The sequence below is a fragment of the Flavonifractor sp. DFI.6.63 genome (genome assembly GCF_024462255.1).
Taxonomy (GTDB): domain Bacteria; phylum Bacillota; class Clostridia; order Oscillospirales; family Oscillospiraceae; genus Lawsonibacter_A; species Lawsonibacter_A hominis.
On sequence record NZ_JANGBE010000003.1, the window covers coordinates 71,693 to 98,353 of the forward strand.

Sequence of the window (26,661 nt, forward strand, 5' to 3'; positions counted from 1 at the left end):
ACGAAGATGACAAAGACGGAACTGTTGAACAAGGCCGCCCGGAACGGGGAGGAGCGGCTGCTGCTGGCCCGGGTGCTGGACAAGCTGGAGCTGGCCCGGCGGCGGAACATTCCCAGCCACACGGGCTTCCTCTCCCCCGGGGAGCGGGCCTGCGTGGAGGCGCTGCTGGCCGCGGCCGGACATCCCCGGCACCTGTTTTTCGGGGGCTACGAGGGAGCGCAGCGTAATATCTGCGTCTTCCTGCCCGACTGGCAGGAGCCGGAGGACTTCCAGACGGGCGGAGATTGTCCCGTCTGCGCGCTGCGGGCTTCCTTCCCGGCCGACGGGGCGCTGACACACCGGGATTTTCTGGGCAGCGTACTGGGCCTGGGACTGGACCGGGAAAAGGTGGGGGATCTGCTGGTGGGCGAGGGGGCGTGCGACCTGATCGTCCTGGAGGAGATCCGGGACTTTTTGCTGCTCCATCTGGAGCAGGCGGGGCGGGTACGCCTGCGGCTGGCTCCGGTGGCGCTGGAACGGCTCTCCCCGCCGCCGGTGCAGGGGAAGCTTATCCGGGATACGGTCTCCTCCCTGCGGTTGGACGCGGTGGCCGCCTCCGGCTTTTCCCTGGCCCGGAGCAAGGCCGCCGACCTCATTTCCTCGGGCCGCTTCCAGCTCAACTACCGGGAGTGCGTCAAACCCGACCGGGCGGTGGCCCAGGGGGACGTGATCTCCTGCCGGGGCCTGGGGAAATGCGTGGTGCAGGAAGTGGGCGGAACGTCCCGGAAAGGACGCATCCTACTGGTATTGGAGCGATATGTGTAATGGAACAGACGAAGATCGACCGGATCAACGCTTTGGCGAAAAAAGCAAAGAGCCCCGGGGGGCTCACCCCGGAAGAGATGGTGGAGCGGGACCTGCTGCGGCAGGAGTACGTGGCCGCCTACCGGGACAACCTGGTCGCCCAGCTGGAACACACGGTGATCGTGGAGCCGGACGGGACCAGGCACCGGCTGCCCCGGAAGCCGTAATACGAAGGCGGTACCCCTGCGGCGATGCACAGGGGCCCAAAAGCACCGGCCGCGGCCGGTGCTTTTTTGGGTTCGCGGCGTCCCGCTTCTGGACACAGGGCAAATTTCGTGATACGATAAGGTCCGCTGAACCGGCCGTATGGCTGAGAAACAAAGCGGCGCCGCTTTGCGGCGGATTTCGTAAAAAGACCGCAACTTTTCCCGCTTCTGCTCCGTCTGAGAGAGGACGGAGAAAGGAGGTCTTATGCAGCTTGTATTCAAGCAGCGGTTTTTCTCCTGGTTTGACAGCTATGATATCTACGATGGGGAAGGCCGCACGGTCTATACGGTGGAGGGCAGACTGGCCTGGGGCCACCGGCTGGAGATCTACGGTCCGGCGGGCGACCACCTGGGCACGGTAAAGGAGGAGCTGCTCACCCTGCTGCCCCGGTTCGCCCTCTATGCCGGAGGGGTGTGTTTGGGTTGTATTCGAAAGGAATTTACCCTGTTTCGCCCCCGCTTTACCCTGGACTGCAACGATTGGCAGGTAGAGGGCGACTTTCTGCAATGGGAGTACCGGGTCGCCGACGGGGCCGGGCGCACGGTCATGCAGGCGTCCAAGCAGCTGTTCCGCTGGACGGATACCTATGTGCTGGAGGTGGCGCGCGCGCAGGACGCCCTGCTCTGTCTGATGATCGTGCTGGCCATTGACGCGGCCAAATGCTCCGCCGGAAACGGCTGACCGGTGTCCAGGGCCCAAAGACCCGCCGGCCGGGCGCTTTCGCAAGTTTCCGGCAGGGACTAAAGCGCCGCTTTCGCGGCACACTACCCTATGGAACCAGAGACGGCCCGGCGGGGCCGTAAGCATCGGCGTGGCCCGCGGTTCAACGTTCCGGGCGGAGCCCCTCCAAAACGTATGGTTCCTGATCTGCGGGCCGTGCCCCATCCCAATCGAAGAGGTATGCATCTATGCTGGAACATCCTGCCGTCCGCGCCCTGCTGCTCTCCTTTGCAGCGGGCCTGTCCACCCTGCTGGGAGCGCTGGTGGTCTTTTTTACCAAAACGAAAAGCCAGAAGCTGCTGGCCATCTCGCTGGGCTTTGCCGCCGGGGTGATGCTCTCGGTGTCCTTCACCGATCTGTACCCTAACGCACGGGACCTGCTGGACCAGGCCCTTGGGGTGCGGCCGGGAACGCTGGCCGCGGTAGCGTCGCTGGCCGGGGGCGTATTGCTGGCCATGGCGCTGGATCACTTTGTGCCCCATGAGGGCTTTGATTCCGTCACCGGCGAGGCTCCCCACAAGGACCTGTTCCGGGTGGGGTTCGTGTCCACGCTGGCCATCGGGCTGCACAATTTTCCCGAGGGCGTGGCCACCTTCATGGCCGGGTACGAAGACGCGGCGCTGGGCGTGTCCATCGCCATTGCCATCGCCATGCACAATATCCCCGAGGGCATTTCCGTGGCCATGCCGATTTGGTACGCTACCGGGAGCCGCCGCCGGGCCTTTCAGTATACGCTGCTCTCCGGTATGGCCGAGCCGGTAGGGGCCCTGCTGGCCTTTTTGGTGCTGCGGCCTTTCATCAATGGGCTGGTGCTGGGGGTGCTCTTCGGGCTGGTGGCGGGCATCATGGCCTATATCACAGTGGAGGAGCTGATCCCCTCCTCCCGGCAGTACGGGCATGACCGCGCTGCCCTCTGGGCCACGCTGGCGGGGATCTGCGTCATGCCCCTGACGCATCTGCTGTGAACGGGGAGGCGCGTTGTGGAGCTGGATTACAACAAACTGCTCAGCCTGACGGCGGAGATGGGGCTTTGCCTGATGGAGAGCGGAGCGGAGACCTACCGGGTGGAGGAGTCCATGCACCGGCTGCTCTCGGCCTACGGCGTTGCCGGTGAAGTCTTCGCCATTCCGAACTGTATCATCGCCACCCTCACCTCCCCGGAGCGGCGTCCCCTGACCCAGATCCGCCGCGTGCCCGCCCATGGCACCGACATCGACCAGCTGGAGCGGTACAACGACCTGTGCCGCCGCCTGTGCCGGGAAGCGCCGGAATTGGACGCGGCCCTGGAGCAGGTGGCTCAGATCGGACGGGAGCGCCGCAGCTACCCCCTGTACATCCGCCTGGCCGGGTACTTCCTGGGCTGCGGCATGTTTTCTCTGTTTTACGGCGGCACGCTGCGGGACGGCCTTTGCGGCGGCGTATGCGGGGTCGCCATCGGGCTCTGCCTGGCCCTGACCGGCGCCTTTGGCGCCAACCTCTTTTTTAAAACGGTAGCCGGCGCGGCGGTATCCGCCCTGACGGCGCTGCTGCTGACGGCGGCGGGTCTGGGACAGAGCCTGGATAAGATCATCATCGGCGCCCTCATGGCCCTGGTGCCCGGCATCGCCATCACCAACGCCATGCGGGACATTATGGCCGGAGATATGGTGTCCGGCATCAGCAAGGGGGCCGAGGCTCTGCTCATCGGCGCGGCTATCGCGCTGGGTACCGCCATTGCCCTGGGGCTGGCGGCCCTTACCGCGGGAGGTTGAGCCATGGAACTGATCAGCGGTTACGTTTTGCCCTGCCTGTATGCCTTTCTGGCCTGCATCGGCTTCTGCTTCCTCTTCAACATCCACGGCATCGGCATGTTCATCTGTGCCGGAGGTGCGGGGCTGGGGTGGCTGTGCTATCTGCTGACCGCCCCGCTGGTGGGCAGCGATATCATCCAGGCCTTCCTGGCGGCCCTGGTGATCTCCGCCTGGTCCGAGATCATGGCGCGCCTGCGCCGGTGCCCGGTCACCAGCTATCTGCTGGTGGCGCTGTTCCCGCTGGTCCCGGGCGGCGGGATCTACTATACCATGGAGCACGCCGTGAGCGGCGAGGTAGACCTGTTTCTCTCCACGCTGCTGCATACCCTTGGCCTGGCTGGGGCTCTGGCAGTGGGGGCGCTGCTGGTGGCCTCCTTCGTGCGGCTGTTTCAAAAGCGGCGGGAACACCGGAGCTAGACGGGAAAGGAACCAATATGCCCAGATATGATGTCGTCCTCTTCGACGCCGACAATACATTGTTTGATTTTGACCGCTCCGAGCGGGAGGCGCTGGCGGGACTGCTCCGCGCCCACGGCCTGCCCGGCGGTGCGGCGGATGTGGCGCTGTACCATAAGATCAACCAGGGCCTCTGGGATCGGTTCGACCGGGGGGAGGTGCGGCGGGAATGGCTGGTGGTGGAGCGCTTTCGGGCCTTTTTGGAGGCGGCGGGACGCCAGGGCGATCCCCGGCAGCTCAACCGGGAGTACCTGCGCCGCCTGGGTGAGAGCGGGCACCTGCTGCCCGGCGCCTATGATCTGTGCCGCAGCCTGGCCCGTTGCTGCACCCTGGCTATCGTCACCAACGGCGTAGCCGTGGCCCAGCGGGGACGGTTCGAGCGTTCCCCCCTGAAGGAGCTGATCCCCTGGCTGTTCATCTCGGAGGAGGTGGGGGCCAGCAAGCCCGACCCGGCCTTTTTTGCGCCGGTGCTGGCAGCGCTGGGGGTGACCGACCGCAGCCGGGTGCTGATGGTGGGAGACAACCTGCTCACCGACATACAAGGCGGCGCCAACGCAGGGCTGGACACCGCGTGGTACCGCCCCGGCCATGCCCCCCGCACGGCGGGGATCGTCCCGACCTATGAAGCGGATTCCTATCGGGCCCTGGAGGCCCTGATTCTGAACCAGACCCCTGAATATCGAAATAAATGAGGTGTCCCCCGTGTCCCCATCTGTTTATGATTCCGTCCGGAACGACCGGCATTCCCGGCACCGGAAACAGCCGCCCCGCCGCTGGAAGCTCCCCTTGCTGCTGGCCGCCGGTGCGGTATGCCTGTGCCTGATCGTAGCGCCCACCCTGGGCAAGTCGCCCGCCCCCGGCACGCCGGCTGGGCAGGCGGCCCCGCCCCCGGCCACCCCGGACTTTGTGCCGACGCCGGAACCGACCCCTACCCCGGCCCCTACGCCCACGCCGGAACCCACGCCCACGCCCGTCCCGGCCTTTGACTTTTCCCAAAGCGCCCCCGAGCGCGAAACGGTGGAGATGGATTACTTCGCAGACGCCCTGTTTATCGGGGATTCCCGCACCGACGGGCTGCGGCTCTACAGCGGCGTCAAGGGCGCGGATTTTTACTGCTATAAGGGCCTGACCATCTTTGAGATGAACAGCCGCAAAGTGGCGGAGATCGACGGGACCAAATACAGCGTGCTGGACGCCCTGGGCCGGGGCAGGCAGTACGCCAAGATCTACATATCCCTGGGCATCAACGAACTGGGCTATTTCGACGACCAGGTCTTTGCGGACACGTTCGCCGCCTTCCTGACGCAGGTAAAGGCCCTTCAGCCCGGCGCGGTGATCTATCTGGAGAACCTGGCGCCGGTGAACCCCGGCAAATGCAAGGCCAACCGCCAGCCTTACTATGTGAACAACGACCGGGTGGCAGACTATAACGCCATCTTCCCCCGCCTGGCGGAGGAGCAGCAGGTGGTGCTGCTGGACGTGGCCGCCGCCCTGAGCGACGCGGACGGGGTCCTCCCCGCCGAGGCCACGGTGGACGGAGTACACTTTACCAAGGATTGGTACAAGACCTGGCTGGCCTATCTGATGGACCATACGGTGGATGCGGAGGAATACGCGGCGGGACAGACCGGCGCGGCGGAAGGAGAGAGCGGATCATGAAACGAGTGCTGTTACTGCTGCTGGCGGGGGTCCTGAGCGTGGGACTGGCTGCCTGCGGGGGCGGCTTTGCCGGGTATGACCCGGAAACGACCGCCCAGGCGCTGCTGGATTCCGGCGCATTTGAGGACGCCCTGGACACACTGGACGAGGAAAGCGCCTGTATGGTCTACGGCCTGGACCCGGAGCAGGTGGAGGACTGTGTGGTCTACGCCTCCATTACCGCCGGGGCGGAGGAGATCGCGGTGCTCCGCATGACCGATGAGGATGCCGCCAAAGCCGCCCTGGAGGCCCTGAAGGGCCGGGTGGAGGACCAGATCGCCGCTCTGAAGGATTATCAGCCGGAGGAAGTGGGCAAACTGGACGGAGCCATCCTGGACCGGCAGGGAACGACGGTGCTGCTGGCTGTGCCGGCCAGCCATGACCTGGCGCAGGCCGCGCTGGACGCGCTGCGGTGAACTGCTTAACCATCCCCGCATTTTTGCGGGGATGCCGTCCGCTGCACTTGTACGCTTCCCCGCAGGGGGAGCGCGGCGGCCATAAGGCGGCAGCGTAAAAAACCGGGCCGGGCCGCTGGGCCAGGCCCGGTTTTTTCACGCCGGCGGAAACTTTTTGCCGTCCCCGGCCGTCTCAGGAATCAGAAAAGGAGCGCTGTACAGCCTTGGAGCAGACCGAAGGGATCATCCACCGCCAGCTGGTGGACTATATCGTGGCGGGGCAGGGGGATTTTTACCGTCTGGCGTACAGCTATGTCCAAAACCGGGATGCGGCCCTGGATGTGGTGCAGGAGAGCATCGTCAAGGCCCTGTCCAAGTCGGACTCCCTGCGCCGTCCGGAGTATATGAAGAGCTGGTTCTACCGGATCCTGCTCAATGAGAGCATGAACCACTTCCGCCGGGGCAGAAGGCTGGTCCCGCTGGAGGATACCCTGGCCGACCGGGCCGCCCCCGAGACCGACCCGGGCCTGCGGCTGGACCTGTACGACGCGCTGGAGCGGCTGGACCTCAAAGAACAGACGGTGATCCGGCTGCGTTTTTTTGAAGATATGAAGCTGGAGGAGATCGCTCTGGCGACCCACACCAATCTGAATACCGTGAAATCCCGGCTCTACAAGGGCCTGCGGAAGCTGCGGGAACTGACGGGGGAGGAACTGAACGATGCATGAGGCATGGGAGCGCGCACGGGCGCGCTATCAGGCGGCCGCGCTGCCGGAGGAGCTGGCCTTTGCCGTGGCGGGCGCGGTGCGGCGCGGGGAACGTCAGCGGAAGGGGCGGCGGGCACTTCGGCGGGCGGCGGCCACCGCGCTGGCCGGCTGCGCCTGCTTCGCGCTGCTGCTCAACGTCAGCCCCACCTTTGCCGGGGCGGTATACCAGGTGCCGGTGCTGGGGCAGCTGGCCCGGGTGATCACCGTGAAGGAGTACTCCATCAACGACCGGGATCACCTGATCGACGTGCGCCTGCCCGCCCTGGAGCTGGCGGCCAATACCGATCTGGAGCAGCGCGTCAATACGGAGATCCGCACGCGCATCGACCAGGTGCTTCAGGAGGCGGAGGACCGGGCCCGCGAGACCCGGGAGGCCTATGTGGCCACCGGCGGTGCGCAGAGCGATTTTATTCCCATCATCATCACGGTGGACTACGAGATCAAGTGCCAGAACGGGCAGTACCTCTCCTTTGTGCTGACCAAAACCGAGACGCTGGCCAGCGCCTATACAGAGGTGTACACCTACAACATCGACCTTCCGGCCGGGCGGGAGGTCTCCCTGCGGGATTTGCTGGGGCCCAACTACAAACAGCTGGCCAACCAGGCGATCCGCGCGGAGATCGCCCGGCGGGAGGCGGAGGACCCGGACAACCGGTACTTCCACGGCGAGGACGGGGTGGAGGGCTTTACCTCCATTGCCGACGACCAGCGGTTCTATCTCAACGGGGACGGCGTACCCGTGGTGGTCTTTGAGAAATATGAAATTGCACCCGGCTACATGGGCGAGCAGGAATTTGAGATAATACCCTGAACCGCAGGCAAAGGGGGGCGCGGCTGCCTCCCGGGACGGCAGGGCCGCGGTATCGGCCGGCTGTCGAAACACGGCCCGTTCCGCCCGCCGGACGAGGGCGGCTCCCGCCGCGCGGGAACGCCGGAAACGGTATGCCCGGCTGGGCGTTTGGGAAAAGAACGCCAAGACGATCGCCTTTTATCAAAACCACGGTTTTTATCAGACCGGCGCCCGCTCCTTTTTTGTGGGGGACGCCCGGCAGCGCGATTCCATCATGCGGAAGGACCTGTAAACAGGGGAGGTATGTTTATGTTTCGGGAGATGCGCAGAAAGCGCCAGGCGTTGACGCGGGAGGCGTGTGAGGCCGTCCTTTGCCGGAGGACCTGCGGCGTGTTGGCGCTGTCCGGGGACGATGGGTACCCCTACGCGGTGCCCATCAGCTATGTGTACGATGGGGGCAGGATCTATTTCCACTGTGCCAAGGACGGCCATAAGCTGGACGCCGTCCGGCGCTGCGGCAAGGCGTCCTTCTGTGTGGTGGATCAGGATCAGGTCGTCCCGGAGGAATACACCAGCTATTTCCGAAGCGTCATCGTCTTTGGGCAGATGCGGGTGCTGGAGGACGAGCGGGAGAAGCGCGCCGCCATCGAAGCGCTGGCCCTTCGCTACGCCCCGGAGGACGGCGCGGACCGCCGGAAGGCGGTCATCGACCGGGAATGGGCGCCGCTGTGTATGCTGGAGCTGACCATAGAGCACATGACGGGGAAGCAGGCCATTGAATTGGTGCAGGCCTGAAAGGCTGCGCAGGAAGCGGAAAACGGAGCGGTGCCCATCGCATGGCATGACCCATGGAGGCTCTGCATGGTACGACAGGCCCGTGTTTACAACACGGGCCTGCTTTTTATCGGGGAGAAGGGCTGCGCGCCCTGTACCGGGAAAGACCGCACGCGCTCTTTGATAAAGCCGCCCCCCGGCGCAATCTGACGCGCCGGGGGGCGGCTTTATGCTTATTTACCGCGCCGCAGGTCGCAGAGGACCTTGACCAGCTGGATGACCAGGGTGGGCAGAAAAGCCAGCAGCACGATCTCCCCGAGGTTGGCCGGGCGGAAGGAGGCCGCCACCAGAAACAGGCTTTTCAGGCCGGGGATAAAGAGGACCGCCAGCAGCAGCACCACGCCGGCGCAGAACGCCAGGATGGAATATAGGTTGGTGGACAGCTTCAGACGGAAAACGGACTCGTCCCCGCGGCAGTTGAAGCCGTGGAACAGCCGGGCCAGCGTGAGGGTGGCAAAGGCCATGGTGCTGGCCAGGGCGGCGCTCTCCTGATAGCCCAGATAAAAAGCGATCATCGTGACCACGGCGATCAGCAGGCCCTGAGCGCCGATGCGGGAGAGCAGGCTCTTGTTGAGGATGGGCTCCTTGGGGTCCCGGGGCTTCTGCCGCAGCAGGCCCTTGCGGGCGGGTTCCATGCCGATGGCGATGGCGGGCAGGCTGTCGGTCAGCAGGTTGATAAACAGCAGGTGGACCGGCTGGAACGGCACGGGAAGGGCCAGCAGGGAGGCGTACAGTACGCAGAAGATGCCCGCCGCGTTGCCCGAGAGCAAGAACTGGATGGCGTTTTTGATATTGGCGTAGACGCTGCGGCCGTTGACCACGGCCTTGACGATGGTGGCGAAGTTGTCGTCGGCCAGGATCATGGAGGCCGCATCCTTGCTCACTTCCGTGCCGGTGATGCCCATGGCCACGCCGATATCGGCCTTTTTCAGGGCGGGGGCGTCGTTGACGCCGTCGCCGGTCATGGATACGATGCTGCCCCGACGCTGCCAGGCGTTTACAATGCGTATTTTATGTTCGGGAGATACCCGCGCGTAGACCGAAATGCCGGCCAGCCGCTGATCCAGATCGGCGTCGGTCATGTTATCCAGCTCCACGCCGGAGACGGCCTCGTCTCCCTCCCGGAAGATGCCCAGCTGCTTGGCGATGGCGGAGGCGGTGACCTTATGATCGCCGGTGATCATAATGGTACGGATGCCGCCCTCCCGGGCGTCGGAGACGGCCTGGATGGCCTCAGGCCGGGGCGGGTCGATCATGGAGATCAGGCCGATAAAGGTGAAGCCGTCCTCATCCGAGAGCGCGGGGGGGCGGAAGCCGGGCAGCTCCTTATACCCGAAGGAGAGCACCCGAAGTCCCTCCATGGACAGCTCCATATTGATCCGGGAGATGGCCTCCCGGCGTTCCGGGGTCATCTCGACCGGGCCCTCCCGGGTGAGCAGGTAGTTGGAGCGCTGGAGCAGCACGTCGATGGCGCCCTTGGTAAAGAGGGTGGGGACGCCGTCGATATCGTGGAGAGTGCTCATGAGCTTGCGGTCGGAATCGAAGGCCAGCTCGCCCAGCCGGGGGTGCTGGGCGCGGTAGGCCTCCTCGTCCACGCCGAACTTTTCTCCCAGCTGCACCAGGGCCACCTCGGTGGGATCGCCGATGGAGGCACCGGTCTGCTGATTGTTGGTGGCGTCGCTGGCCAGCAGAGCGGCCTTCAGCAGCAGCCGCTGTACGTCGTTGACCAGGTTCAGGTCGTCTCCCTCCAGCAGGGAGCCGTCGGCGTACACCTTCTGGGGGGTCATTTTGTTCTGGGTCAGGGTCCCCGTCTTGTCGGAGCAGATGACGGATACGCTCCCCAGGCTCTCCACGGCCTTGAGGTCTTTGATGATGGCGTTTTGCCGGGCCATCTTCTGCGTGCCCATGGCCAGCACGATGGTGACGATGGAGGAAAGCGCCTCCGGGATGGCGGCCACGGCCAGGGCCACGGCAAACATCAGGGAGTCCAGCACGCCCATGCCCGTACGGAAGATGGAGAGCAGAAACACCGCGGCGCAGATGATCATGATGACGGTGGCCAGCTTGGCGCTGAATTTGTCCAGACTTTCCTGGAGCGGGGTCTTGCGCTGCTGGGTCTGGTTCATGAGCGCGGCGATCTTGCCCAGCTCGGTCTCCATGCCGGTGGCGGTGACCAGCACGGTGGCCCGGCCGTAGGTGACCAGGGAGCCGGAAAAGACCATGTTTTTCTGGTCGCCCAGCGCCACCTGCTCGGCGGTGATGGCCTCGGCGGTCTTGTCCACGCCCTCGGATTCGCCGGTCAGGGAACTTTCGTTGACCTTCAGAGAGAAGTTCTCCAGAATGCGGCCGTCGGCCACCACCATGTCCCCGGCCTCCAGCAGCACGATGTCGCCGGGCACCACGTCTGCAGAGGGGATCTCCAGCCGCACGCCGCCCCGCAGCACTTTGGCCGAGGGAGCGGACATCGCCTTCAGGCTCTCCAGGGATTTTTCCGCCTTCACGTACTGGGCGGTACCCAAAATGGCGTTGAGAACGAGTACGGCAAAGATGACGATGGTGCTCTCCACGTTTTCCGAAAGGGCGGAGATGACCGCGGCGATGAGGAGGATGACCACCAAAAGATCCTTGAACTGCTCGAAAAAGATCTGGGATACGCTTTTCTGTTTGCCCTCGGAGAGCTTGTTGGGACCATATTGCCCGGTACGGCGGCGCACCTCCTCCCCGCTCAGGCCGGCGGGGGCGGCTTTTTGCGCCTCCAGCGCCTGCTGCGGGGTCTTGCGGTAATAGGCCTCTGCCATTACGATTCCTTCCTTCCACATATTGTCTCACAAGCGGGAGAGGCAATAAAAAAAGACCTCCCGCCAACTGCCGCCCATAGCGACAGCTGCCGAAAAGTCTTGTTACCACGACGGGCGCATACCGCCAGGTCCGCAGACGGACCGTGATGTTGACGGCATGACTTTCAAACTACTCCCTTTTCAACTGCCGATATGATATCACAGCCCCGAACGCAAGTCAAACGGTTTTTCTCAGGATGTGCCATTTTCCGGTTTTTATGAGCGCGGCTGCGCGGGCTGCTCCCGGTAGACCAGCAGGTCCCCCACCCCGCAGCGCAGGACGAAGCAGATGCGGGCCAGAATGTCCGCGTCGATCTTCTCCACCTGGTTTTTATACCATTTGTCAATGACCTCGTAGCGGGTGTTTACCAGCCGGGCCATGCGGTTCCGGGAGATCCCGCGCTGGTCCATCAGCTCGCGCAGCCGGAGTTCCACCCGGCCGTACTCCTGGATCAAAAGGACGCCCTGCTCGTTCATCTCATCACCCCGGGATAATACTACAAGCGCCGTTATCAAATTATAATATCCATATAAAACGTTACTATACAAACAGTAAATAATGTGCTATAATACCTGCGGTTCCGGTGCACCGGGGGGAATGCGGCCGATATCGGGCGGCGTACCCTGCGGGACCGGGGTGGAGCGGATGGGCCGGATGGCCGGGAAAATATGCATCCGGCCGGAGACCGATTGCGTAAAAGTCCTGTAATTGTCTGTGAAAAGCAAAAAAACACTACCCAAATGAAGGAAGTTACGCTATAATTATCTTGAATCGGTATCCCCAGGCGCCGGGAAGGAAGAAGGAGGGGCAGCGATGGGCAAAAACGCACCCGTGACCGTGGTCAAAAGGGTCGCCGTCACTATGCTGGGCGGCTTTCGCATTCGGGTAGACGGTAATGTGCTCACCGATGAGATCAATCGCTCCCAAAAGCTGTGGAACGTGCTGTGTTACCTGATTGCCCATCGGGAACGCACCGTGCCTCAGTCGGAGTTTATCGAGCTGTTCTGGCCGGAGGAAAACAGCGCCAATCCGACCAATGCGCTCAAGACCCTGCTCTATCGGGTGCGCAGCCTGCTGGAGCCGCTGTTTGGGGAGGGGCTGGAGCCCATCCTTTCCCAGCGGGGGGCCTACGCCTGGAATCCGGCCATCGCCTGTGAGATGGACGTGGACCGATTCGAGCTGCTGTGCCGCCGGGCCCAGGATACCGCCCTGCCCGCCCAGAAGCGCATGGCGCTGTATGAGGAGGCCGCCGAGATGTATCGGGGCGATTACCTGCCCAAGCTGGCCAACCAGATGTGGGTGGTACCCATCAGCGCCCACTATCATGCCCTGTACCTGGAGGCGGTAAAGGAGTACGCCGATCTGCTGGAGCACGCGGAGAAATTTGAGGCCATGGCCGAACTGTGTACCCGCGCCAGCCAGCTCGACCCGCTGGACGAGAGCCTGCACACCCTGATCGTCCGGGCCCTGCTGCGCCAGGGAAAGGATTCCGCCGCCCTGAGCCATTACGAAAAGGCGACCGATCTGCTCTACCGGAATCTGGGCGTGCGTCCCTCTGAGGAGCTGCGGGCTCTCTACCGGGAGATTATGGACGTGGAGGAGCGCCTGGAGACCAATCTGGAGGTCATCCAGGCCAATCTGCGGGAAGCGGCCCAGCGGCCCGGGGCCTTTGTGTGCGAGTACGGCTTCTTTAAGGAGGCCTACCGGCTGGAGGCCCGCCGTTCCGCCCGCAGCGGGGCCTGCGTACATATCGCGCTGATCACCGTCTCCCTGCCCGACGGTGGAGTTCCGCCCCTGGGCGTGCTCAACACCACCATGGACCAGCTGCTGGAGGTGCTGGTGCACAACCTGCGCCGGGGGGACGTGGTCTCCAAGTACAGCGGCGCCCAATACGTCGTCATGCTGCCGGCGGCCAATTTTGAAGATTCCACCATGGTCGTAGAACGGATCGTGAACGCCTTTTACCGCCAGCACCGGCGGAATTTCCTCAAGCTCACCTACCGGATCCGTGAGCTGTCTTGAAACAATAGGAGCTTATCTCTATGAAAAAACGCACCGCCACTCATTTGGGTACCGTCCTTGTGTGCCTGGCCTGCGTCTGCCTGGGCGCAGTCCTGGCCCTGGTGTGGCAGGGCAGGCAGTCCGTCCTGCCCGCCGCCCCCCAGATATCAGCCGCGCCGCTGCCTGCCGCCACGCCGGAGCCTACCCCCAATGCCACCGCTGCGCCGGAGCCGACGCCGGAGGCCGAGGCGGGCGGCGACCCGGCTCTGGTCGAAGACAACGGATTGCCCAAGGATCAGCTGTATGTGACCGACGCGCGGAAGGGCTATGCCGACGGCGCGCTGCGCCTCATCATCCCCAAGCTGGGAGTGGATGTGCCGGTGCTGGACGGGGTGGACGCCCAGACCCTCCTGCGGGGGGTGGGACTGTACGATTACGCCCAGCTGCCCGGCGAGGGCGGGGCCAACACCTCCATCGCCGGCCACCGCAACGGCCTGCGGGGCGGCAAGATCACCGACAATATGCCCTTCTACTACATCAATACCCTGACCGAGGGAGACTACCTCTACCTCCAGGACAGTGAGCAGATCTACCAGTACCTTTGGGAATGCACCGAGGTCATCGAGCCCAGCAACTGGGGCCCCATCTACAATCAGGGCTACGCCTGCGTCACCCTGACGACCTGTACGCCCATCGGCGTGGCGGACCACCGGCTGGTGGTCCGGGGGGCGCTGGTGGACACCATTCCGCTGAGCGGGGATTACGATTATCCCGCCAGCACCACTGAGGAGTGACCGATCGATATGAAACACAGCAAGCTCAGGCGTGCCGCCGCCGCTCTGCTGGCACTGGCGCTGGTGCTGGGCGCGGGTGGCGTCCTGCTGGCCGCGTCGGAGGCCAAGGCGGCCAAGCCTGCCTCCCTGCCCGTCAAGGCGGAGACCAAGACCGGCGTTACCGTATACGCCAACGCCAAGGCATCCATCGACGCCTCCAACCTGGCGGAAGGCTACCTGCTGGTGACGTATACCGGCGGGAGGAATGTGAAGATCAAGGTACAGATCACCAAGGAGGGCGGCGTCACCTACACCTATAACCTGAACAACCAGGGCGGTACGGAGACCTTTCCGCTGACCGAAGGAGACGGCAAATATACCGTCAAGGTGTTTGAGAACACCACCGGCACCAAATATGCCGTTGCCCACAGCGCCGCGGTGGAGCTGAAGCTGCGCAACGATTTTCTGCCCTTCCTTTACCCCAACCAATTTGTCGATTACAACGCCAAGTCCGCCGTGGTGTCCAAGGCCGCGGAGATCGTCTCCGCCGCCGGGGCGGCGACGGACCTGTCCAGGGTGCAGGCGGTGTTTGATTTCGTTACCAAGAACTTTTCCTATGATTATGAGCTGGCCAAGACGGTGCAGAGCGGTTATCTGCCAGTGGTGGACCGTGTGCTGGAGGGAAAGAAGGGGATCTGCTTCGATTATGCCGCGGTGATGTGCGCCATGCTCCGCAGCCAGAACATCCCCTGCAAGCTGGTGGTGGGCTATGCCGGGACCACGTATCATGCCTGGATCAACGTATATATCGACGGCGTGGGCTGGGTGGACAAGGTGATCTATTTTGACGGAGAGAGCTGGACGCTGATGGACCCCACCTTTGTTTCCACCGGCAAGGCAAGCCAAAGCATCATGAAGTACGTGACCGACGACACCAATTACACGCAGAAATACGCCTATTGACATAATTATGCTGGAAAGCGGGGGTCCTGCGGCACGCCGTGGGGCCCCTTTCCAAAGGGAGGGTGGCCGGATGGAACGGGATCGGATGCGGCGGGAGACGCTGGACGACGACACGCTGTCTTTGTTTTGCAGTCAGCTTTCCCTGATGCTCCAGGCGGGTATCGGCGTGGAGGAGGGGGCGGCCCTGTTGGCCGGCGATGCGGACGAGCCGGGGCAGCGGACCCTGCTGGCCGGCCTGCGGGCCGGCCTGGACCGGGGTGAGCCCCTCTCGCAGGCGCTGGAAGCGACGGGCGGGTTCCCGGATTACCTCCTGCGCATGGTAGAGATCGGCCAGGCGTCGGGGCGCCTGGATCAGGTGCTCGCCGCGCTGGGGCGCTATTACGCCCGCCAGGCGGATACCCGCCGGGCCCTGCGCAGGGCGGTGGCCTACCCCGCGGTGATGGCGGTGCTCATCGCCGTGATTTTCCTGGTGCTGGTGGCCCGGGTGCTTCCTGTGTTCCAACAGGTTTTCGTGCAGCTGGGGGTGGAGCTCTCCCCGGTAGCCGCCGCGCTGCTGCGGTTCGGCAGCGCGGGGCAGGCGGTCACCGCTGCGGCCGCGGTGGTGTTGGCCCTGTGCGCGCTGCTGCTGGTATGGCTGCTGCGCGCCCAAACGGGCGCGGCGGCGCTGAGCGGCCTGTTTGCCCGCACCAGGGCGGCCCGGGCGCTGGGCCGCAGCTGGTTTGCCTCCGCCATGGCGATGATGCTCTCCAGCGGCGTGCCGCTGGACGAGGCCATGGAGCGCACCGCCGGTCTGTTGGCAGGCTCCCCTCTGGCCGCGCCCCTGGCCGACTGCCGGGCGCGGATGGAGCAGGGGGAGCCCTTCCGCAAGGCGGTGGAGCAGGCGGGCGTCCTCTCCGGACTTTCGGCGGGACTGCTGTCCGCCGGCGAGCGGGCCGGGCGCACCGACCAGGCCATGGAGGAGCTTTCCCAACGCTGCCGGCAGGAGGCCGACGAGGCGCTGGAACAGCTGCTCGGCCGGTTCGAATACGCTCTGGTGGCGGCCCTGTGCGCAGCGGTGGCCCTGGTGCTTTTGTCGGTGATGCTCCCCCTGCTGGGGGTGCTCTCCGCGGTGGGGGGGTAGCCTATGGCGCGCAGAGGGCCTGTCCTGCGCCGGGGATTGCCGCTGGCCCTTCTGTTGGCGCTGGTCCCCCTGGCCCTTCTGCTGGCGGCCCGCAGCCTGGGCGGGCGGGCCGGCCGGGAAGGACTGGAACTGGCGGAACAGTCCATCCGCCGCGCGGCGGTGCAGTGTTATGCCCTGGAGGGCTTCTACCCCGCGGGGGTGGATTATCTGGAGGAATACTACGGCGTATCCGTGGACGAAGACCGCTATTTTGTGGATTACCGGTATATTGCCTCCAATCTGATGCCTGATATCACCGTGCTGCCCACAGGGTAAGCCGGATCGGTTTGGAACGGAGGGGGCGTAATCGGATGAAAGCGTTTGGCCGCAGCGCCCGGTCCAGCCTGGTGCTGGTGCTGTGCGCCCTGTTTTTCCTGCTGGCCATGGGGCTGACCCTGCTGTCCAGCGGGGTATACCGCGCCGTTGCGGCCCAGGCGGATGAGACCTATGCCCAGCGTACCGCGCTGTCCTATCTGGTCAATCAGGTCCGCCGGAGCGACGCGCCCGGGGGAGTGTCCGTAGGGCGCTTTGGTGATTCCGATGCCCTCTTCCTGCGGGAGGAGGGGTATGTCACCATCCTCTACTGCTATGAAGGGCAGCTCCGGGAGCTGTATATGGAAGACGGGCTGGAACTCTCCCCTGCGGACGGAGTGGACGTGCTGCCGCTGGAGCGGCTGGAGCTGGCGTGCGGCGGGGGACGGCTCACCATCGCGGCGGCGGGGCGTACCGTCACGTTGTATCCCCGCTGCGGGGTGGAACAGGAGGGGGCGGTATGAGGCGGACCCACCTGTTTCTCACCGAGCTGGTGCTGGACCTGTTCCTCTTCGCCGTGTGCGCGGCGGTGTGCGCAGGACTGCTGCTCCGCGCCAGAGGCATGAGCCGGGAGAGCCGGCGCCTGACCGAGGCGGTCTACGCGGCCCAGACCATCGCAGAGCAGTGGCGCGCCACCGGCGTACGGCCCGCGTGGCCTGCGCAGGACGGGAGCGGTCTCACCGGTGTCCTTACCGTGTCGGGGGACGCGCTGGATATCGCCGTCTATGCCGACGGCGCGCTGGTCTACACGCTGGAGGGGGTGCGCTGCCTTGGATAAGCAGACCTCGCCCATCGGCGTGGGCGTCATCTCCATCTTAACGGTACTGCTGGTACTGTGTCTGGCGGTGTTCGCCGCCCTGACCCTGTCCAGCGCCCGGGCGGATCTGGCCCTGTCCCGCCGCAACGCCGACACGGTCCAGGCCTATTACGCCGCCGACGCTCAGGCAGTCCGTTGCTATGAGGCGTTCGCCGCCGGGCAGGAGGATATGCTGGAGGCCACGATCCCCGTGACGAAATATCAGTCCCTGTACCTGCGCCTGGCGCGCCGCGCAGACGGGGAGGTGGAGATCCTGGACTGGCGCACCGTGGCCGCGGAGGCGGAGCTGGACGAGACCCTGCCGGTCTGGGACGGGATACCGGAGGACGGACGGGCTCATCCGAGAACCTTTGGAAGGAAGAGGTGCCATGGAACTGCTGCAGCTGCTGCGGCAGGCGGTGGAGCGGGGCGCGTCCGACGTGCTGCTCATCGCCGGCCTGCCGGTGGCCTATAAGATCAACGGGGTCATCCTCCGGGAGGGGGAGCGCCTGGGCCCGGCGGACACCGCCGGACTGCTGGAGGGGCTCTACCGCCTGGCGGGGGAGCGGGATATGGCCCTTCTGCTCCAGACCGGGGACGACGACTTCTCCTTTGCGCTGCCCGGCTTGTCCCGTTTTCGGGTCAACGCCCTCAAGCAGCGGGGCAGCTTGGGGGCGGTGGTGCGGGTGGTCTCCTTTACCCTGCCCGACCGCACGGCTCTGGGCATCCCGGACAACGTGATGGCCTTCGCCTCCTGCCCCAGGGGGCTGGTGCTTTTTACCGGTCCGGCGGGCAGCGGCAAGACCACGACGCTGGCCTGTATCGTGGACCAGGTGAACTCCACCCGCAACGCCCATGTGATCACCATCGAGGACCCCATTGAACACCTCCACCAGCACAAAAAGAGCGTGGTCACCCAGCGGGAGCTGTCCACCGATACCCGCAGTTATGACGCCGCGCTGCGGGCGGCGCTGCGGGAGGCGCCCGATATCATCCTGCTGGGGGAGATGCGGGACGCGGAGACCATCCGGGCCGCCGTTACCGCCGCCGAGACGGGGCACCTGGTCATCTCCACCCTGCATACCATCGGCGCGGCCAACACCATCGACCGCATCGTGGATTCTTTCCCGCCGGAACAGCAGGGGCAGATCCGTACCCAGATCGCGCTGGTGCTGGAGGGGGTCGTGTCCCAGACGCTGATCCCGGCTGTGGACGGGACGCTGGTGCCGGCGTTCGAAGTGATGACGGCAAACAACGCCGTGCGCAATCTGATCCGGGAATCCAAGGCCCACCAGCTGGACAACGTCATCGCCCAGAGCGCGGCCCAGGGAATGATCACCCTGGATCAGAGCATCCTGAAGCTGGCCCAGGCCGGACGGATCGCCCCGGCCGAGGCCCTGCGCTATTGTATGAACCCTGAGTGGCTGCAAAAGCGGCTCAGTGCCCAAGTCTAAAAGGAGGCGTGCCTTATGTCCATCCGACTTAACCATAACTCCGCCGCCCTGCGGGTATGCGTGGACCGTGCCGAGCAGGGCCGCATCAGCGGCCGGGTCTTTGGTCAGCGGCTGGTCCGCCCCATCGTGTTCACCGATATCGGAGATTTGCTGCTCCAGGTGGAGGCGGTGCTGGACGCCCAGAATTTTCCCCAGGCCTTTCAGCGGGTGCGCACTTTTGTGCCCGGCAAAATGGAGCAGCAGCCCCCTGCCGCCCTGGGGGTGGAGGACGGGATCCCGGCCGGGGAGGTAGCCGCCGCCGCCGGGCAGGTGACGACCTTCCTCCTGTCGGTCGTCACACGCCGCAATACCACCTGGCAGGGCTATCTGGAATGGCTGGACAGCGGGGAGCGGCAGGAATTCGAAAGCGTTTTGGAGCTGCTCAAGCTTACCGACCAGCACGTGTTCCGGCAGAATTAGAAAACAGGATCCCTGCGCCCCCGCGCCCTCCCTTCGGGGACGGGAGGACGCGTTCGACTCCTGCCAGTCATAGGAAAAAACGTAATATTCTTTTGACGGGCATTATACAGGGGAATATGCAGCGCCTTATTTTGGTAAAATTTTTGTAAATCCACCGTTCATGAGGTTTTCCACATTTTCCACAGGGTTTTCCACAACGGTGCAGACCCTGAAAATTCCGGCGGTTATGCAAAGATAAGTTGACATAAAAGAAGTCAAGAAAAAAATCAACGGCGGAATCCACAAAGTTTTACGTCTACCAGTCCCTGGAAGATGAAGAAGCACGACGGGAAGAGAAAGGGGTGTTTCCCATGTCCGATACCATTGCCGCCATCGCCACCGCCCCGGCGCCCGGGGCCATCGGGATCCTGCGGCTGTCCGGCGACGGCGCCATTGCCGCCGCCTCGGCGGTCTTTCGCCCGGCCAGCGGGCTTCCCCTGGCGGAGCAGCAGGACCGCAGGCTGATCTACGGAGCCCTGCTGGGGCCGGACGGGTCGGTCATCGATCAGGCCCTGGCCACGATTTCCCGCGCGCCCCACAGCTATACCGGGGAGGATACCGCGGAAGTACAGTGTCACGGCTCCCCCATGGTGCTCTCCCTGGGGTTGGAGTCCCTGTTCCGCCAGGGGGCCCGGCAGGCGCTGCCGGGGGAGTTTACCAAACGGGCCTTTCTCCATGGCCGGCTGGACCTGACCCAGGCGGAAGCGGTGGCGGACCTGGTGGATGCGGAGACGCCCGCCGCCGTGCGGCAGGCTGCCGGACAGCTCTCCGGCGTGCTGGGGAGGCGGGTGCGGGCCGTCTACGACGGCCTGGTGGACGTACTGGCCCACTTTCACGCGGTACTGGACTATCCGGACGAGGAGATCGACCCCTTCCGTTCTGAGACCATTGGCGGCGCGCTGGACCGGGCCCGGGAGGCGCTGGAGGGCCTGCTGGCCACCTATGACCGGGGGCGGTATATCTGCGGCGGCGTGCCCTGCGTGCTGGCGGGGCGGCCCAATGCGGGGAAATCCTCTCTGCTCAACGCGCTGGTGGGCTACGAGCGGGCCATCGTCACAGACGTGCCCGGCACCACCCGGGATACGGTGGAGGAGCGCTGCCGTCTGGGCGGCGTGGTGCTCCGGCTCATCGATACGGCGGGACTGCGGGAGACGGAGGATACGGTGGAGCGGTTGGGCGTGGAGCGCAGCCGCTGCGCCCTGGCCGCTGCGGAGCTGGCGCTGCTGGTGCTGGACGGCTCCGCCCCCCTGACCGTGGAGGATGAGCAGGCCATGGAGCAGGCGGCCGCGGCGCCCCGGGTGATCTGCCTGGTCAACAAGTCCGACCTGCCGCTGGCGGTGGATCTGGAGAGGCTGAAGCGGCGGTTCGGCCGCCTCTGCGTGGTCAGCGCCGCCACCGGGGAAGGGCTGGACCGCCTGGCCGGGCAGGTCGCGGAGCTGTTCCCCACCGGCGGGGATCAGGGTGCGGGAGAGCTGCTGACCAACGCCCGGCAGGCCGCCGCCGCCCGGCGGGCACTGGAGAGCGTGGAACGGGCGCAGACCGCCTTGGCGGCGGGCGTGACGGCCGACGCCATGCTCACCGATGTGGAGCAGGGCCTTTCCGCGCTGGGAGAGCTTACCGGCGCCAGCATCCGGGAGGATGTGACCGCGCGGATCTTCGAACGGTTTTGTGTGGGCAAATAGGGAACATGTCTGGAAATAATTTTCACGTTCACAAAATATTCAAAATATATTGACAAAATTTTAACAATGGATATAATAGGACCGTAGCTTTTTTCATCCAAACATGTGAAAGGCAAGGGGGAGTATTATGTTCAAGAAATTCACCAATGGCTGCGTCCGTATCGTCAACCGGTGGCTGCCGGACCCGTTCCTGTTCGCCATTATCCTGACGATCGTGGTGTTCATCGCCGCCATGATCGGCACGCAGCAGGGGCCTGTGGCGCTGGTCAACGCCTGGGGCAACTCCAAGGGGTTCTGGGGCCTGCTGTCTTTCTCCATGCAGATGGCGCTGGTGCTGGTGCTGGGTTCCGCCATGGCTTCCGCCAAGATCTGCAAACGGGCGCTGGGCGCCATCGCCAGCCTGGCCAAAGACAAGAAGAGCGCGATCCTGATCACAACCTTCGTCTCCACCATCTGCTGCTGGCTCAACTGGGGCTTCGGCCTCATCGCGGGCGCCCTGCTGGCCAAGGAGGTGGCCCGCCGCGTCCGTGACGTGGACTATCCGCTGCTCATCGCCTCCGCCTACTCCGGCTTCGTGATCTGGCATGCGGGCCTGTCCGGCTCCATCCCGCTGCAAATGGGCGCCGAGACCGGTACCGAGATCCTGGGGGTCGTGTATCGGGCACCTACCAGCACCACGATCTTCCACCCGATGAACCTGCTCATGGTAGCCGTGATCCTGCTGGTCATGCCGTTGGTCAACTACGCGATGCATCCCGACACGGCCCATACCATTACCGTGGACCCCTCCCTGCTGGTGGAGGACGAGGAGCGTACTTACGCGATCGACACGCCCGCCGAGCGGATCGAGCACAACAAGGTCCTGTGGTTCATCACTCTGGTGCTTGGCTTCGCCTACATCGTGTATCACTTTGCGACCAAGGGCTTCAATCTGGACCTGAACATCGTCAACATGATCTTCATGTTCCTGGGCATCCTGCTGCACGGCGACCTGCGCAGATATGTGGACGCCATCGCCGATGCCGCGGGCGGCGCCGCGGGCATTTTGCTGCAGTTCCCCTTCTATGCCGGCATCATGGGCCTGATGGTGGCCGAAAACCAGCTTGGCGTATCCCTGGCCGGTATTATCGCCGACTTCTTCACCAACATCTCCAACAACGTGACCTTCCCGGTGCTGACCTTCCTGTCGGCCGGCATCATCAACTTCTTCGTACCCTCCGGCGGAGGCCAGTGGGCGGTGCAGGCCCCCATCGTTATGCCCGCCGCCACCGAAATGGGCGTGGAATACGGCCGCGCCGCCATGGCCATCGCCTGGGGCGACCAGTGGACCAATATGATCCAGCCCTTCTGGGCCTTGCCCGCGCTGGGCATCGCCGGTCTGAAGGCGCGCAACATCATGGGTTACCTGGTCATCGTGCTGATTTTTACCGGTGTGGTGGCCTGCCTGGGCTTTTTGGGCTGGGGCCTTTTCTTCCACGGCTGAGCCGAAGCAAAACAAATCCGGGGCCGCGCCATCGCGCGGCCCCGGATTGTTTCGTTTCAGCTGGTCTCCTCAAAGCTTACGCCGCAGTTGCGGCAGTTCACGGTGATCTTTCCCTTGCCCCGGGGCACCCGCAGGTATTGTCCGCAGTTGGGGCACTTGAAGTAGCGGTGCTCCTTGTCCCGGCAGATGGTGCGGCGCATTTTGCACCAGCGGATGACCGGCCCGGCAAACTGCAGAAATCTGGCGTTCTCCGCCCGGCGCTTGTCAATCCTGCGGGAAAACATCCGGTACAAGTCCCATGCCAGCACCGCCAGGGCGATCCATTGCAGGAACGCCAGATAGCGCAGGCCCGACAACAGACTCAGGATCAGATAGACCACCAGAAGGAAAAAGGAGAGCTGGTCGCCGCCGTATCGACCGTACATCAGCCTTCGCAGCATATTCATGATCATGAAATACAGCTCGTCTCCTTCTGTTTATTTGCTATGGTGTTTCTTACGGAATCCTTAACAGGACAATGATAGCGCCAGTTTGCCCCGCCGTCAAGGAAGAAAGCGTAAACAAAATGTGAATTGTGCTTGCGCAGCGGAAGAAAAGCCGCTATACTGAGAAAAAAAGTAAGCATGGAGGTCCGCTATGGGACGTATCGACAAGGAAAATTACTATCTGGACATCGCCGAGACCGTGGCCGAGCGCTCCACCTGCCTGCGCCGGTGCTACGGGGCCATCATCGTGCGCAACGACGAGATCATTGCCACCGGCTACAACGGCGCGCCCCGGGGCCGGAAAAACTGCGTGGACCTGAACTACTGCACCCGGGAGGCCCTGAAGATCCCCTCCGGCCAGCGGTATGAGCTGTGCCGCTCCGTCCATGCGGAGGCCAACGCCATCATCTCCGCCGCCCGCAGCGAGACCATGGGGGCCACGCTGTATATGGCCTGCAAGGATCCGGCCACCGGCGCGCTCATCGCCGGGTCCACCTCCTGCTCCATGTGCCGCCGCCTCATCATCAACGCGGGCATCCAGCGGGTGGTCATTCGGGATACCAAGGCCGAGTACAATGTGGTCCATGTGGAGGATTGGGTGCGGGAGGACGACTCCCTGCCCACCATCCCGCCCCGGCAGCAGGAGTAACTGGGAAAGCAAGGCGGTCCGGCCGGTCAGGCCGGGCCGCCTTTGTCCGTGACATGGTCCAGGGCAAACAGGGCGGCGCCCAGAGCGCCGCACAGGTCGGGGGTATCCCCGATCCACAGCGGCGCGCCCAGACGCTCCTCCAGCGCCTGCACCACGCCCTGGTTGCGGGCCACGCCGCCGGTCATCAGATAGGGCCCGCATCCTCCGGCGCGCTGGACCAGGGCGGCGGTCTTGACGGCCACCGACCGGTTGAGCCCGTGGACGATGTCGGCGGCGCTGTGGTTGTCCGCGATCAGGGAGACCACCTCAGATTCGGCAAAGACCGTGCAGATGCTGGAGATGGTCAGGTCCGTTTCCCAGCGCAGGCCAAGCGTCCCCATCTCCGCAAGTTCCACCTCCAGCACACGGGCCATCATCTCCAGAAAACGGCCGGTGCCGGCGGCACATTTGTCGTTCATGACAAAGTTTTTCACCCCGCCGTCCTCGTCCAGGCAGATGACCTTGCTGTCCTGCCCGCCGATATCGATCACACAGCGCGCCTGGGGGTGTAGATGATGGGCCCCCCGGGCGTGGCAGGTGATCTCGGTGACCTGACCGGTGGCAAAGGGGATGTGGCTGCGGCCATAGCCGGTGGCCACCACGGCGGCCAGATCGTCCAGACCGATCCCCTCCAGGGCGGCCAGCGCCTTTTCCGCCCCCTGCCGGGCCTTGGGGCCGGTGCGCACGATGGCGCTGGCACGGAGGCTGCCCTCCAGGTCCAGGACCGCCAGGTTGGTGGTGGTGGAGCCGCTGTCGATGCCCGCCACATAGCGGCGCCCCCGCCGGGCGGTATGCACCGCCGGGGCGCCCCGCAGGTCCAGCTGTTCCGCAAAGGCATCCAGACGGGTGGAGAGCTGTCCGTCCCCCTGTCGGGTGAAGTCGGTCTCCAACTTGAGCAGGGGAAGGGACGTCCGGCTGCGCAGGGCCTCGTACTCAAAGGAGTAATAGTCGCAGAATTTGACGGTATGATAAAGGATCCCCCGCAGGCGCGGCTGCTCCAGCAGTTCGCTCCGGCGGCCGATCTCGTTCATGCGCATACAGGGCAGCTGTCCCAGCAGAGCCCCGGCATACCAGTCCGGCAGCTGCGGACCCTCCAGCCCTTCGGGCGGCGGGGGAAGGCTGCGGTGCCCGCCGCAGGTCAGGTCGGCCACCGGAAGGGGAGAGCGGCGCCGCAGCGTCTCCAGCAGGCCGGCCCCGGCCCGGGCCCCGGTCACCGCCAGAAAATCCCCCTCCGGCAGCGCAGGGGCGGGAGAAAAGGCGGCGCGGAACGCGGCGGGGTCGAACCGGGTCCCCCGGTAGGCGGCGTAGGCCGCCGCCAGGCGCTCCAGCCCGTCCTTCAGCAGGGCCCGGGAGCAGCCGTCTGCGTGATGGGGCAGATCCAGCAGATAGAGAAAGTCCAGCTCCCCCGCCGCCTCCAATACGTCGTATACCCGGCGGATGCAGTCGCAGCAGTTGACCAGCACCAGCTCCCGGAGGCCCGTCCGGCGGCACTCCTCCAGCACCGCCTTGGCGTGACAGCAGAACTGGTTGTGGGTCACGCGCTCGGCGTATGGAAAGCCACAGGACTCCTGATTCAGCAGCACGGGATGGCCGCCCAGAGCCTCCAGCAGCTCCAGGGGCGTGTATTTACAGGTGTATCCAAGCGGTTTCATGCTCTGCCCTCCAACTGTTCCAAAAAGGCCTGGAGCCGGGTGACCATCTGGCCGTCGTTGGCGTTGCCCGCGTCGCAGCCGTCCCCGTCCAGCACCAGGGTGGGAAAGCCCGCCGCCTCCAGCGTCTGCCGGGCCAGCTGAGACGCGCCGGAGGTCTGCTTGCAGCCCCAGTGGCAGAACCAGACCACCCCGTCGGCATGCAGGCGCCGGGCCAGCTCCAGCACCCGCTCCACCCGGCGCCGGGCCCCTCCGTTGAAGCAGCTGCCCAGCAGGCGCCGGGCCATGGATTCATAGGGGTGCGCCGGGTCGGGCGCTTCCCAAAAATCGCAGGCCATGTCGCAGGCGACGATCTCGACCCGGTCGCTGAAATTCAGGATCTCCCGCAGCGCGTCCTGCCAGTGGGGCAGCGTGTGGGCCCACACCAGACGCTTGCCGCGGAAGGCGCGGGGCAGGGCGGCCACCTGGTCGGCCAGGCGGCGGGCGTATTCCTCCGCCTCGGGAGAGCCCAGCATGCTGTGCAGGGCGAAGACGGAGAGCATCTCGGAGGTCATCTCGTCAGAGACATGGCGCACGGCCCGCTCCTCCAGGTAGCGCCGGTAGTGGGCCAGGGTGCGGCCGGAGCGCTCCAGCGCCTGGCGGAGGGCCTCCTCCGACAGGGCGCGGCCGGTATGCTCCGCCACAAAAGCGGCCATCTGCCGCAGCTGCTGCGCCACATAGGCCACCGCCTGAGGCGAATCCTCCCAGGGCACATCCACGGTGAAGTGGGGCACGCCCCACCGCTGGGCCGCCCGGCGGAAGGAGAGCTGATTGGCGTCGCACGCCAGAGAGGTGCTGAGCACGAAGCGGGGCGGCGGCATCACGCCGCTCTCCGCCAGGCCCAGCAAAATCTTATGATAGGAGCAGTAGCTCTCCGGTACGCCGTGGTCCTCGGCGGCGGCGATAAACGGGCGCTCGGCGGCGGTGGAGACCAGATAGCAGGACAGCCCCTCGGGCAGCACGGGGGGGATCCCCAGGGCGTGGAGGATCTCGCAGGGCAAAAAGATGCTCACACAAGCCGCCTGGCCGGGCTTGTCCAGGGCGCAGACCATGGAACGGGCGGTGGCCCCCTGCATGTAACAGCGGGCGCCCGGTACCGTTTTGGGCGGCAGATGGCGCATCTGGAAGCCAACCAAACGATAGGCCGTGCGCAGCAGCGCCCGCGCCCGCTCCGGGTGCTCCGGCACCTGGGCCGCGACCGCAGCGCCCAGCGACTGGACCAATTTGCTTGCCATGGGACCGCCTCCTCGGAATGGAATGGGCCGGCGGCGCTCCGCCGGACGGATGCAGGGGAGAAGCGCGGTACCGCGCCCCGCCCGCGGGAGAGACCCGGCTTTTGGA

Annotated in this window: 30 protein-coding genes; 25 read left to right on the forward strand and 5 right to left on the reverse strand. The window is 64.9% G+C overall.

Features of this window, described 5'->3' with window-relative positions:
* Positions 1-6: 6 nt before the first annotated feature.
* The 12 genes from NE547_RS02190 to NE547_RS02245 all read left to right on the forward strand — a co-directional run bounded on the left by NE547_RS02190 (position 7) and on the right by NE547_RS02245 (position 8,461).
* Positions 7-804, forward strand: a complete 798-nt coding sequence (locus NE547_RS02190; RefSeq protein WP_186906692.1) for an RNA-binding protein — start codon at positions 7-9, stop codon at positions 802-804.
* On the forward strand, positions 804-1,010 hold the full coding sequence (locus NE547_RS02195) for a DUF896 domain-containing protein (RefSeq protein WP_186906693.1): 207 nt from the start codon (positions 804-806) through the stop codon (positions 1,008-1,010). The genes NE547_RS02190 and NE547_RS02195 overlap by 1 nt, the downstream gene beginning before the upstream one ends.
* Positions 1,011-1,254: 244 nt before the next feature.
* A complete protein-coding gene (locus NE547_RS02200) occupies positions 1,255-1,731 on the forward strand; it encodes an LURP-one-related/scramblase family protein (RefSeq protein WP_256174638.1) in 477 nt (158 codons plus the stop codon).
* 227 nt (positions 1,732-1,958) lie between these two features.
* Entirely contained in the window at positions 1,959-2,735 is a 777-nt protein-coding gene (gene zupT / locus NE547_RS02205; RefSeq protein ID WP_186906695.1) for a zinc transporter ZupT, read from the forward strand.
* Positions 2,736-2,750: 15 nt separating this feature from the next.
* A complete protein-coding gene (locus tag NE547_RS02210) occupies positions 2,751-3,521 on the forward strand; it encodes a threonine/serine exporter family protein (RefSeq protein ID WP_256174639.1) in 771 nt (256 codons plus the stop codon).
* A gap of 3 nt (positions 3,522-3,524) precedes the next feature.
* Positions 3,525-3,977, forward strand: a complete 453-nt coding sequence (locus tag NE547_RS02215; protein ID WP_186906696.1) for a threonine/serine exporter family protein — start codon at positions 3,525-3,527, stop codon at positions 3,975-3,977.
* Between the two features lie 17 nt (positions 3,978-3,994).
* Positions 3,995-4,708 (forward strand): YjjG family noncanonical pyrimidine nucleotidase, encoded by a 714-nt coding sequence (locus tag NE547_RS02220; protein ID WP_256174640.1) that lies wholly within the window; start codon positions 3,995-3,997, stop codon positions 4,706-4,708.
* Positions 4,709-4,718: 10 nt separating this feature from the next.
* Complete coding sequence (locus NE547_RS02225) at positions 4,719-5,675, forward strand: GDSL-type esterase/lipase family protein (RefSeq protein ID WP_186906698.1); 957 nt, start codon at positions 4,719-4,721, stop codon at positions 5,673-5,675.
* The gene (locus tag NE547_RS02230) at positions 5,672-6,130 is read left to right on the forward strand and encodes a DUF4358 domain-containing protein (RefSeq protein ID WP_186906699.1); all 459 of its coding nucleotides are present in this window, start codon (positions 5,672-5,674) and stop codon (positions 6,128-6,130) included. Before NE547_RS02225 ends, NE547_RS02230 begins: the two co-directional genes overlap by 4 nt.
* Before the next feature lie 203 nt (positions 6,131-6,333).
* Positions 6,334-6,837 (forward strand): RNA polymerase sigma factor, encoded by a 504-nt coding sequence (locus NE547_RS02235; RefSeq protein WP_186906700.1) that lies wholly within the window; start codon positions 6,334-6,336, stop codon positions 6,835-6,837.
* The gene (locus NE547_RS02240; RefSeq protein ID WP_186906701.1) at positions 6,830-7,687 is read left to right on the forward strand and encodes a DUF3298 and DUF4163 domain-containing protein; all 858 of its coding nucleotides are present in this window, start codon (positions 6,830-6,832) and stop codon (positions 7,685-7,687) included. Before NE547_RS02235 ends, NE547_RS02240 begins: the two co-directional genes overlap by 8 nt.
* A gap of 288 nt (positions 7,688-7,975) precedes the next feature.
* On the forward strand, positions 7,976-8,461 hold the full coding sequence (locus NE547_RS02245; protein WP_186906702.1) for a pyridoxamine 5'-phosphate oxidase family protein: 486 nt from the start codon (positions 7,976-7,978) through the stop codon (positions 8,459-8,461).
* A 212-nt stretch (positions 8,462-8,673) separates the two neighbouring features.
* Here NE547_RS02245 and NE547_RS02250 read toward each other — a convergent pair whose 3' ends face one another.
* Both NE547_RS02250 and NE547_RS02255 read right to left on the reverse strand, forming a co-directional pair.
* Positions 8,674-11,298 carry a cation-translocating P-type ATPase gene (locus NE547_RS02250; RefSeq protein ID WP_186906703.1) on the reverse strand — a complete coding sequence of 875 codons (2,625 nt, stop codon included), beginning with the start codon at positions 11,296-11,298 and terminating at the stop codon, positions 8,674-8,676.
* Between the two features lie 255 nt (positions 11,299-11,553).
* Positions 11,554-11,814: a helix-turn-helix transcriptional regulator gene (locus tag NE547_RS02255; RefSeq protein WP_256174641.1), complete on the reverse strand. Its 261-nt coding sequence runs from the start codon at positions 11,812-11,814 to the stop codon at positions 11,554-11,556.
* Between the two features lie 337 nt (positions 11,815-12,151).
* On the opposite strand from NE547_RS02255, the gene NE547_RS02260 reads away from it, so the two are divergent.
* The 12 genes from NE547_RS02260 (at position 12,152) to NE547_RS02315 (ending at position 22,459) form a co-directional block, all read left to right on the forward strand.
* A complete protein-coding gene (locus NE547_RS02260; protein WP_256174642.1) occupies positions 12,152-13,360 on the forward strand; it encodes a BTAD domain-containing putative transcriptional regulator in 1,209 nt (402 codons plus the stop codon).
* Positions 13,361-13,380: 20 nt separating this feature from the next.
* Entirely contained in the window at positions 13,381-14,133 is a 753-nt protein-coding gene (locus NE547_RS02265; RefSeq protein ID WP_256174643.1) for a sortase, read from the forward strand.
* A 9-nt stretch (positions 14,134-14,142) separates the two neighbouring features.
* Entirely contained in the window at positions 14,143-15,075 is a 933-nt protein-coding gene (locus NE547_RS02270) for a transglutaminase family protein (RefSeq protein ID WP_186906706.1), read from the forward strand.
* Between the two features lie 70 nt (positions 15,076-15,145).
* Positions 15,146-16,195, forward strand: coding sequence for a type II secretion system F family protein (locus NE547_RS02275; RefSeq protein WP_256174644.1), 1,050 nt, complete (start codon positions 15,146-15,148; stop codon positions 16,193-16,195).
* 3 nt (positions 16,196-16,198) lie between these two features.
* Positions 16,199-16,510 carry a hypothetical protein gene (locus NE547_RS02280; RefSeq protein WP_256174645.1) on the forward strand — a complete coding sequence of 104 codons (312 nt, stop codon included), beginning with the start codon at positions 16,199-16,201 and terminating at the stop codon, positions 16,508-16,510.
* Positions 16,511-16,545: 35 nt separating this feature from the next.
* Complete coding sequence (locus tag NE547_RS02285; protein ID WP_256174646.1) at positions 16,546-17,010, forward strand: DUF4860 domain-containing protein; 465 nt, start codon at positions 16,546-16,548, stop codon at positions 17,008-17,010.
* A complete protein-coding gene (locus NE547_RS02290; protein ID WP_256174647.1) occupies positions 17,007-17,324 on the forward strand; it encodes a hypothetical protein in 318 nt (105 codons plus the stop codon). The genes NE547_RS02285 and NE547_RS02290 overlap by 4 nt, the downstream gene beginning before the upstream one ends.
* A complete protein-coding gene (locus NE547_RS02295; protein ID WP_186906711.1) occupies positions 17,317-17,817 on the forward strand; it encodes a hypothetical protein in 501 nt (166 codons plus the stop codon). Before NE547_RS02290 ends, NE547_RS02295 begins: the two co-directional genes overlap by 8 nt.
* Positions 17,732-18,796 (forward strand): PilT/PilU family type 4a pilus ATPase, encoded by a 1,065-nt coding sequence (locus NE547_RS02300; RefSeq protein ID WP_256174648.1) that lies wholly within the window; start codon positions 17,732-17,734, stop codon positions 18,794-18,796. The genes NE547_RS02295 and NE547_RS02300 overlap by 86 nt, the downstream gene beginning before the upstream one ends.
* A gap of 15 nt (positions 18,797-18,811) precedes the next feature.
* Positions 18,812-19,255 (forward strand): hypothetical protein, encoded by a 444-nt coding sequence (locus NE547_RS02305; protein ID WP_186906713.1) that lies wholly within the window; start codon positions 18,812-18,814, stop codon positions 19,253-19,255.
* Positions 19,256-19,605: 350 nt separating this feature from the next.
* On the forward strand, positions 19,606-20,976 hold the full coding sequence (mnmE, locus tag NE547_RS02310) for a tRNA uridine-5-carboxymethylaminomethyl(34) synthesis GTPase MnmE (protein ID WP_256174649.1): 1,371 nt from the start codon (positions 19,606-19,608) through the stop codon (positions 20,974-20,976).
* A gap of 127 nt (positions 20,977-21,103) precedes the next feature.
* On the forward strand, positions 21,104-22,459 hold the full coding sequence (locus tag NE547_RS02315; protein ID WP_186906715.1) for a short-chain fatty acid transporter: 1,356 nt from the start codon (positions 21,104-21,106) through the stop codon (positions 22,457-22,459).
* Between the two features lie 56 nt (positions 22,460-22,515).
* On the opposite strand, the gene NE547_RS02320 is transcribed toward NE547_RS02315, so the two are convergent.
* Positions 22,516-22,911, reverse strand: a complete 396-nt coding sequence (locus NE547_RS02320; protein ID WP_256174650.1) for a hypothetical protein — start codon at positions 22,909-22,911, stop codon at positions 22,516-22,518.
* Between the two features lie 184 nt (positions 22,912-23,095).
* Between NE547_RS02320 and NE547_RS02325 the strand changes: the two genes are divergently transcribed.
* Positions 23,096-23,593, forward strand: coding sequence for a deaminase (locus NE547_RS02325; RefSeq protein WP_186906717.1), 498 nt, complete (start codon positions 23,096-23,098; stop codon positions 23,591-23,593).
* 26 nt (positions 23,594-23,619) lie between these two features.
* Here the strand turns inward: NE547_RS02325 and NE547_RS02330 are convergent, their stop codons facing one another.
* Together NE547_RS02330 and NE547_RS02335 are read right to left on the reverse strand one after the other, a co-directional pair.
* Positions 23,620-25,284 (reverse strand): acyl-CoA dehydratase activase, encoded by a 1,665-nt coding sequence (locus tag NE547_RS02330; RefSeq protein ID WP_256174651.1) that lies wholly within the window; start codon positions 25,282-25,284, stop codon positions 23,620-23,622.
* The gene (locus NE547_RS02335) at positions 25,281-26,555 is read right to left on the reverse strand and encodes a 2-hydroxyacyl-CoA dehydratase subunit D (protein WP_256174652.1); all 1,275 of its coding nucleotides are present in this window, start codon (positions 26,553-26,555) and stop codon (positions 25,281-25,283) included. Before NE547_RS02335 ends, NE547_RS02330 begins: the two co-directional genes overlap by 4 nt.
* Positions 26,556-26,661 lie beyond the last annotated feature (106 nt).

Bases quoted from the DNA above. Each gene is read 5' to 3' on its own strand.
- NE547_RS02190 (WP_186906692.1), top strand. From the start codon at position 7: ATGACAAAGACGGAACTGTTGAACAAGGCCGCCCGGAACGGGGAGGAG.
- NE547_RS02195 (WP_186906693.1), top strand. From the start codon at position 804: ATGGAACAGACGAAGATCGACCGGATCAACGCTTTGGCGAAAAAAGCA.
- NE547_RS02200 (WP_256174638.1), top strand. From the start codon at position 1,255: ATGCAGCTTGTATTCAAGCAGCGGTTTTTCTCCTGGTTTGACAGCTAT.
- zupT (WP_186906695.1), top strand. From the start codon at position 1,959: ATGCTGGAACATCCTGCCGTCCGCGCCCTGCTGCTCTCCTTTGCAGCG.
- NE547_RS02215 (WP_186906696.1), top strand. From the start codon at position 3,525: ATGGAACTGATCAGCGGTTACGTTTTGCCCTGCCTGTATGCCTTTCTG.
- NE547_RS02220 (WP_256174640.1), top strand. From the start codon at position 3,995: ATGCCCAGATATGATGTCGTCCTCTTCGACGCCGACAATACATTGTTT.
- NE547_RS02230 (WP_186906699.1), top strand. From the start codon at position 5,672: ATGAAACGAGTGCTGTTACTGCTGCTGGCGGGGGTCCTGAGCGTGGGA.
- NE547_RS02240 (WP_186906701.1), top strand. From the start codon at position 6,830: ATGCATGAGGCATGGGAGCGCGCACGGGCGCGCTATCAGGCGGCCGCG.
- NE547_RS02245 (WP_186906702.1), top strand. From the start codon at position 7,976: ATGTTTCGGGAGATGCGCAGAAAGCGCCAGGCGTTGACGCGGGAGGCG.
- NE547_RS02250 (WP_186906703.1), bottom strand. From the start codon at position 11,298: ATGGCAGAGGCCTATTACCGCAAGACCCCGCAGCAGGCGCTGGAGGCG.
- NE547_RS02255 (WP_256174641.1), bottom strand. From the start codon at position 11,814: ATGAACGAGCAGGGCGTCCTTTTGATCCAGGAGTACGGCCGGGTGGAA.
- NE547_RS02260 (WP_256174642.1), top strand. From the start codon at position 12,152: ATGGGCAAAAACGCACCCGTGACCGTGGTCAAAAGGGTCGCCGTCACT.
- NE547_RS02265 (WP_256174643.1), top strand. From the start codon at position 13,381: ATGAAAAAACGCACCGCCACTCATTTGGGTACCGTCCTTGTGTGCCTG.
- NE547_RS02270 (WP_186906706.1), top strand. From the start codon at position 14,143: ATGAAACACAGCAAGCTCAGGCGTGCCGCCGCCGCTCTGCTGGCACTG.
- NE547_RS02275 (WP_256174644.1), top strand. From the start codon at position 15,146: ATGGAACGGGATCGGATGCGGCGGGAGACGCTGGACGACGACACGCTG.
- NE547_RS02280 (WP_256174645.1), top strand. From the start codon at position 16,199: ATGGCGCGCAGAGGGCCTGTCCTGCGCCGGGGATTGCCGCTGGCCCTT.
- NE547_RS02285 (WP_256174646.1), top strand. From the start codon at position 16,546: ATGAAAGCGTTTGGCCGCAGCGCCCGGTCCAGCCTGGTGCTGGTGCTG.
- NE547_RS02290 (WP_256174647.1), top strand. From the start codon at position 17,007: ATGAGGCGGACCCACCTGTTTCTCACCGAGCTGGTGCTGGACCTGTTC.
- NE547_RS02300 (WP_256174648.1), top strand. From the start codon at position 17,732: ATGGAACTGCTGCAGCTGCTGCGGCAGGCGGTGGAGCGGGGCGCGTCC.
- NE547_RS02305 (WP_186906713.1), top strand. From the start codon at position 18,812: ATGTCCATCCGACTTAACCATAACTCCGCCGCCCTGCGGGTATGCGTG.
- mnmE (WP_256174649.1), top strand. From the start codon at position 19,606: ATGTCCGATACCATTGCCGCCATCGCCACCGCCCCGGCGCCCGGGGCC.
- NE547_RS02315 (WP_186906715.1), top strand. From the start codon at position 21,104: ATGTTCAAGAAATTCACCAATGGCTGCGTCCGTATCGTCAACCGGTGG.
- NE547_RS02320 (WP_256174650.1), bottom strand. From the start codon at position 22,911: ATGATCATGAATATGCTGCGAAGGCTGATGTACGGTCGATACGGCGGC.
- NE547_RS02325 (WP_186906717.1), top strand. From the start codon at position 23,096: ATGGGACGTATCGACAAGGAAAATTACTATCTGGACATCGCCGAGACC.
- NE547_RS02330 (WP_256174651.1), bottom strand. From the start codon at position 25,284: ATGAAACCGCTTGGATACACCTGTAAATACACGCCCCTGGAGCTGCTG.
- NE547_RS02335 (WP_256174652.1), bottom strand. From the start codon at position 26,555: ATGGCAAGCAAATTGGTCCAGTCGCTGGGCGCTGCGGTCGCGGCCCAG.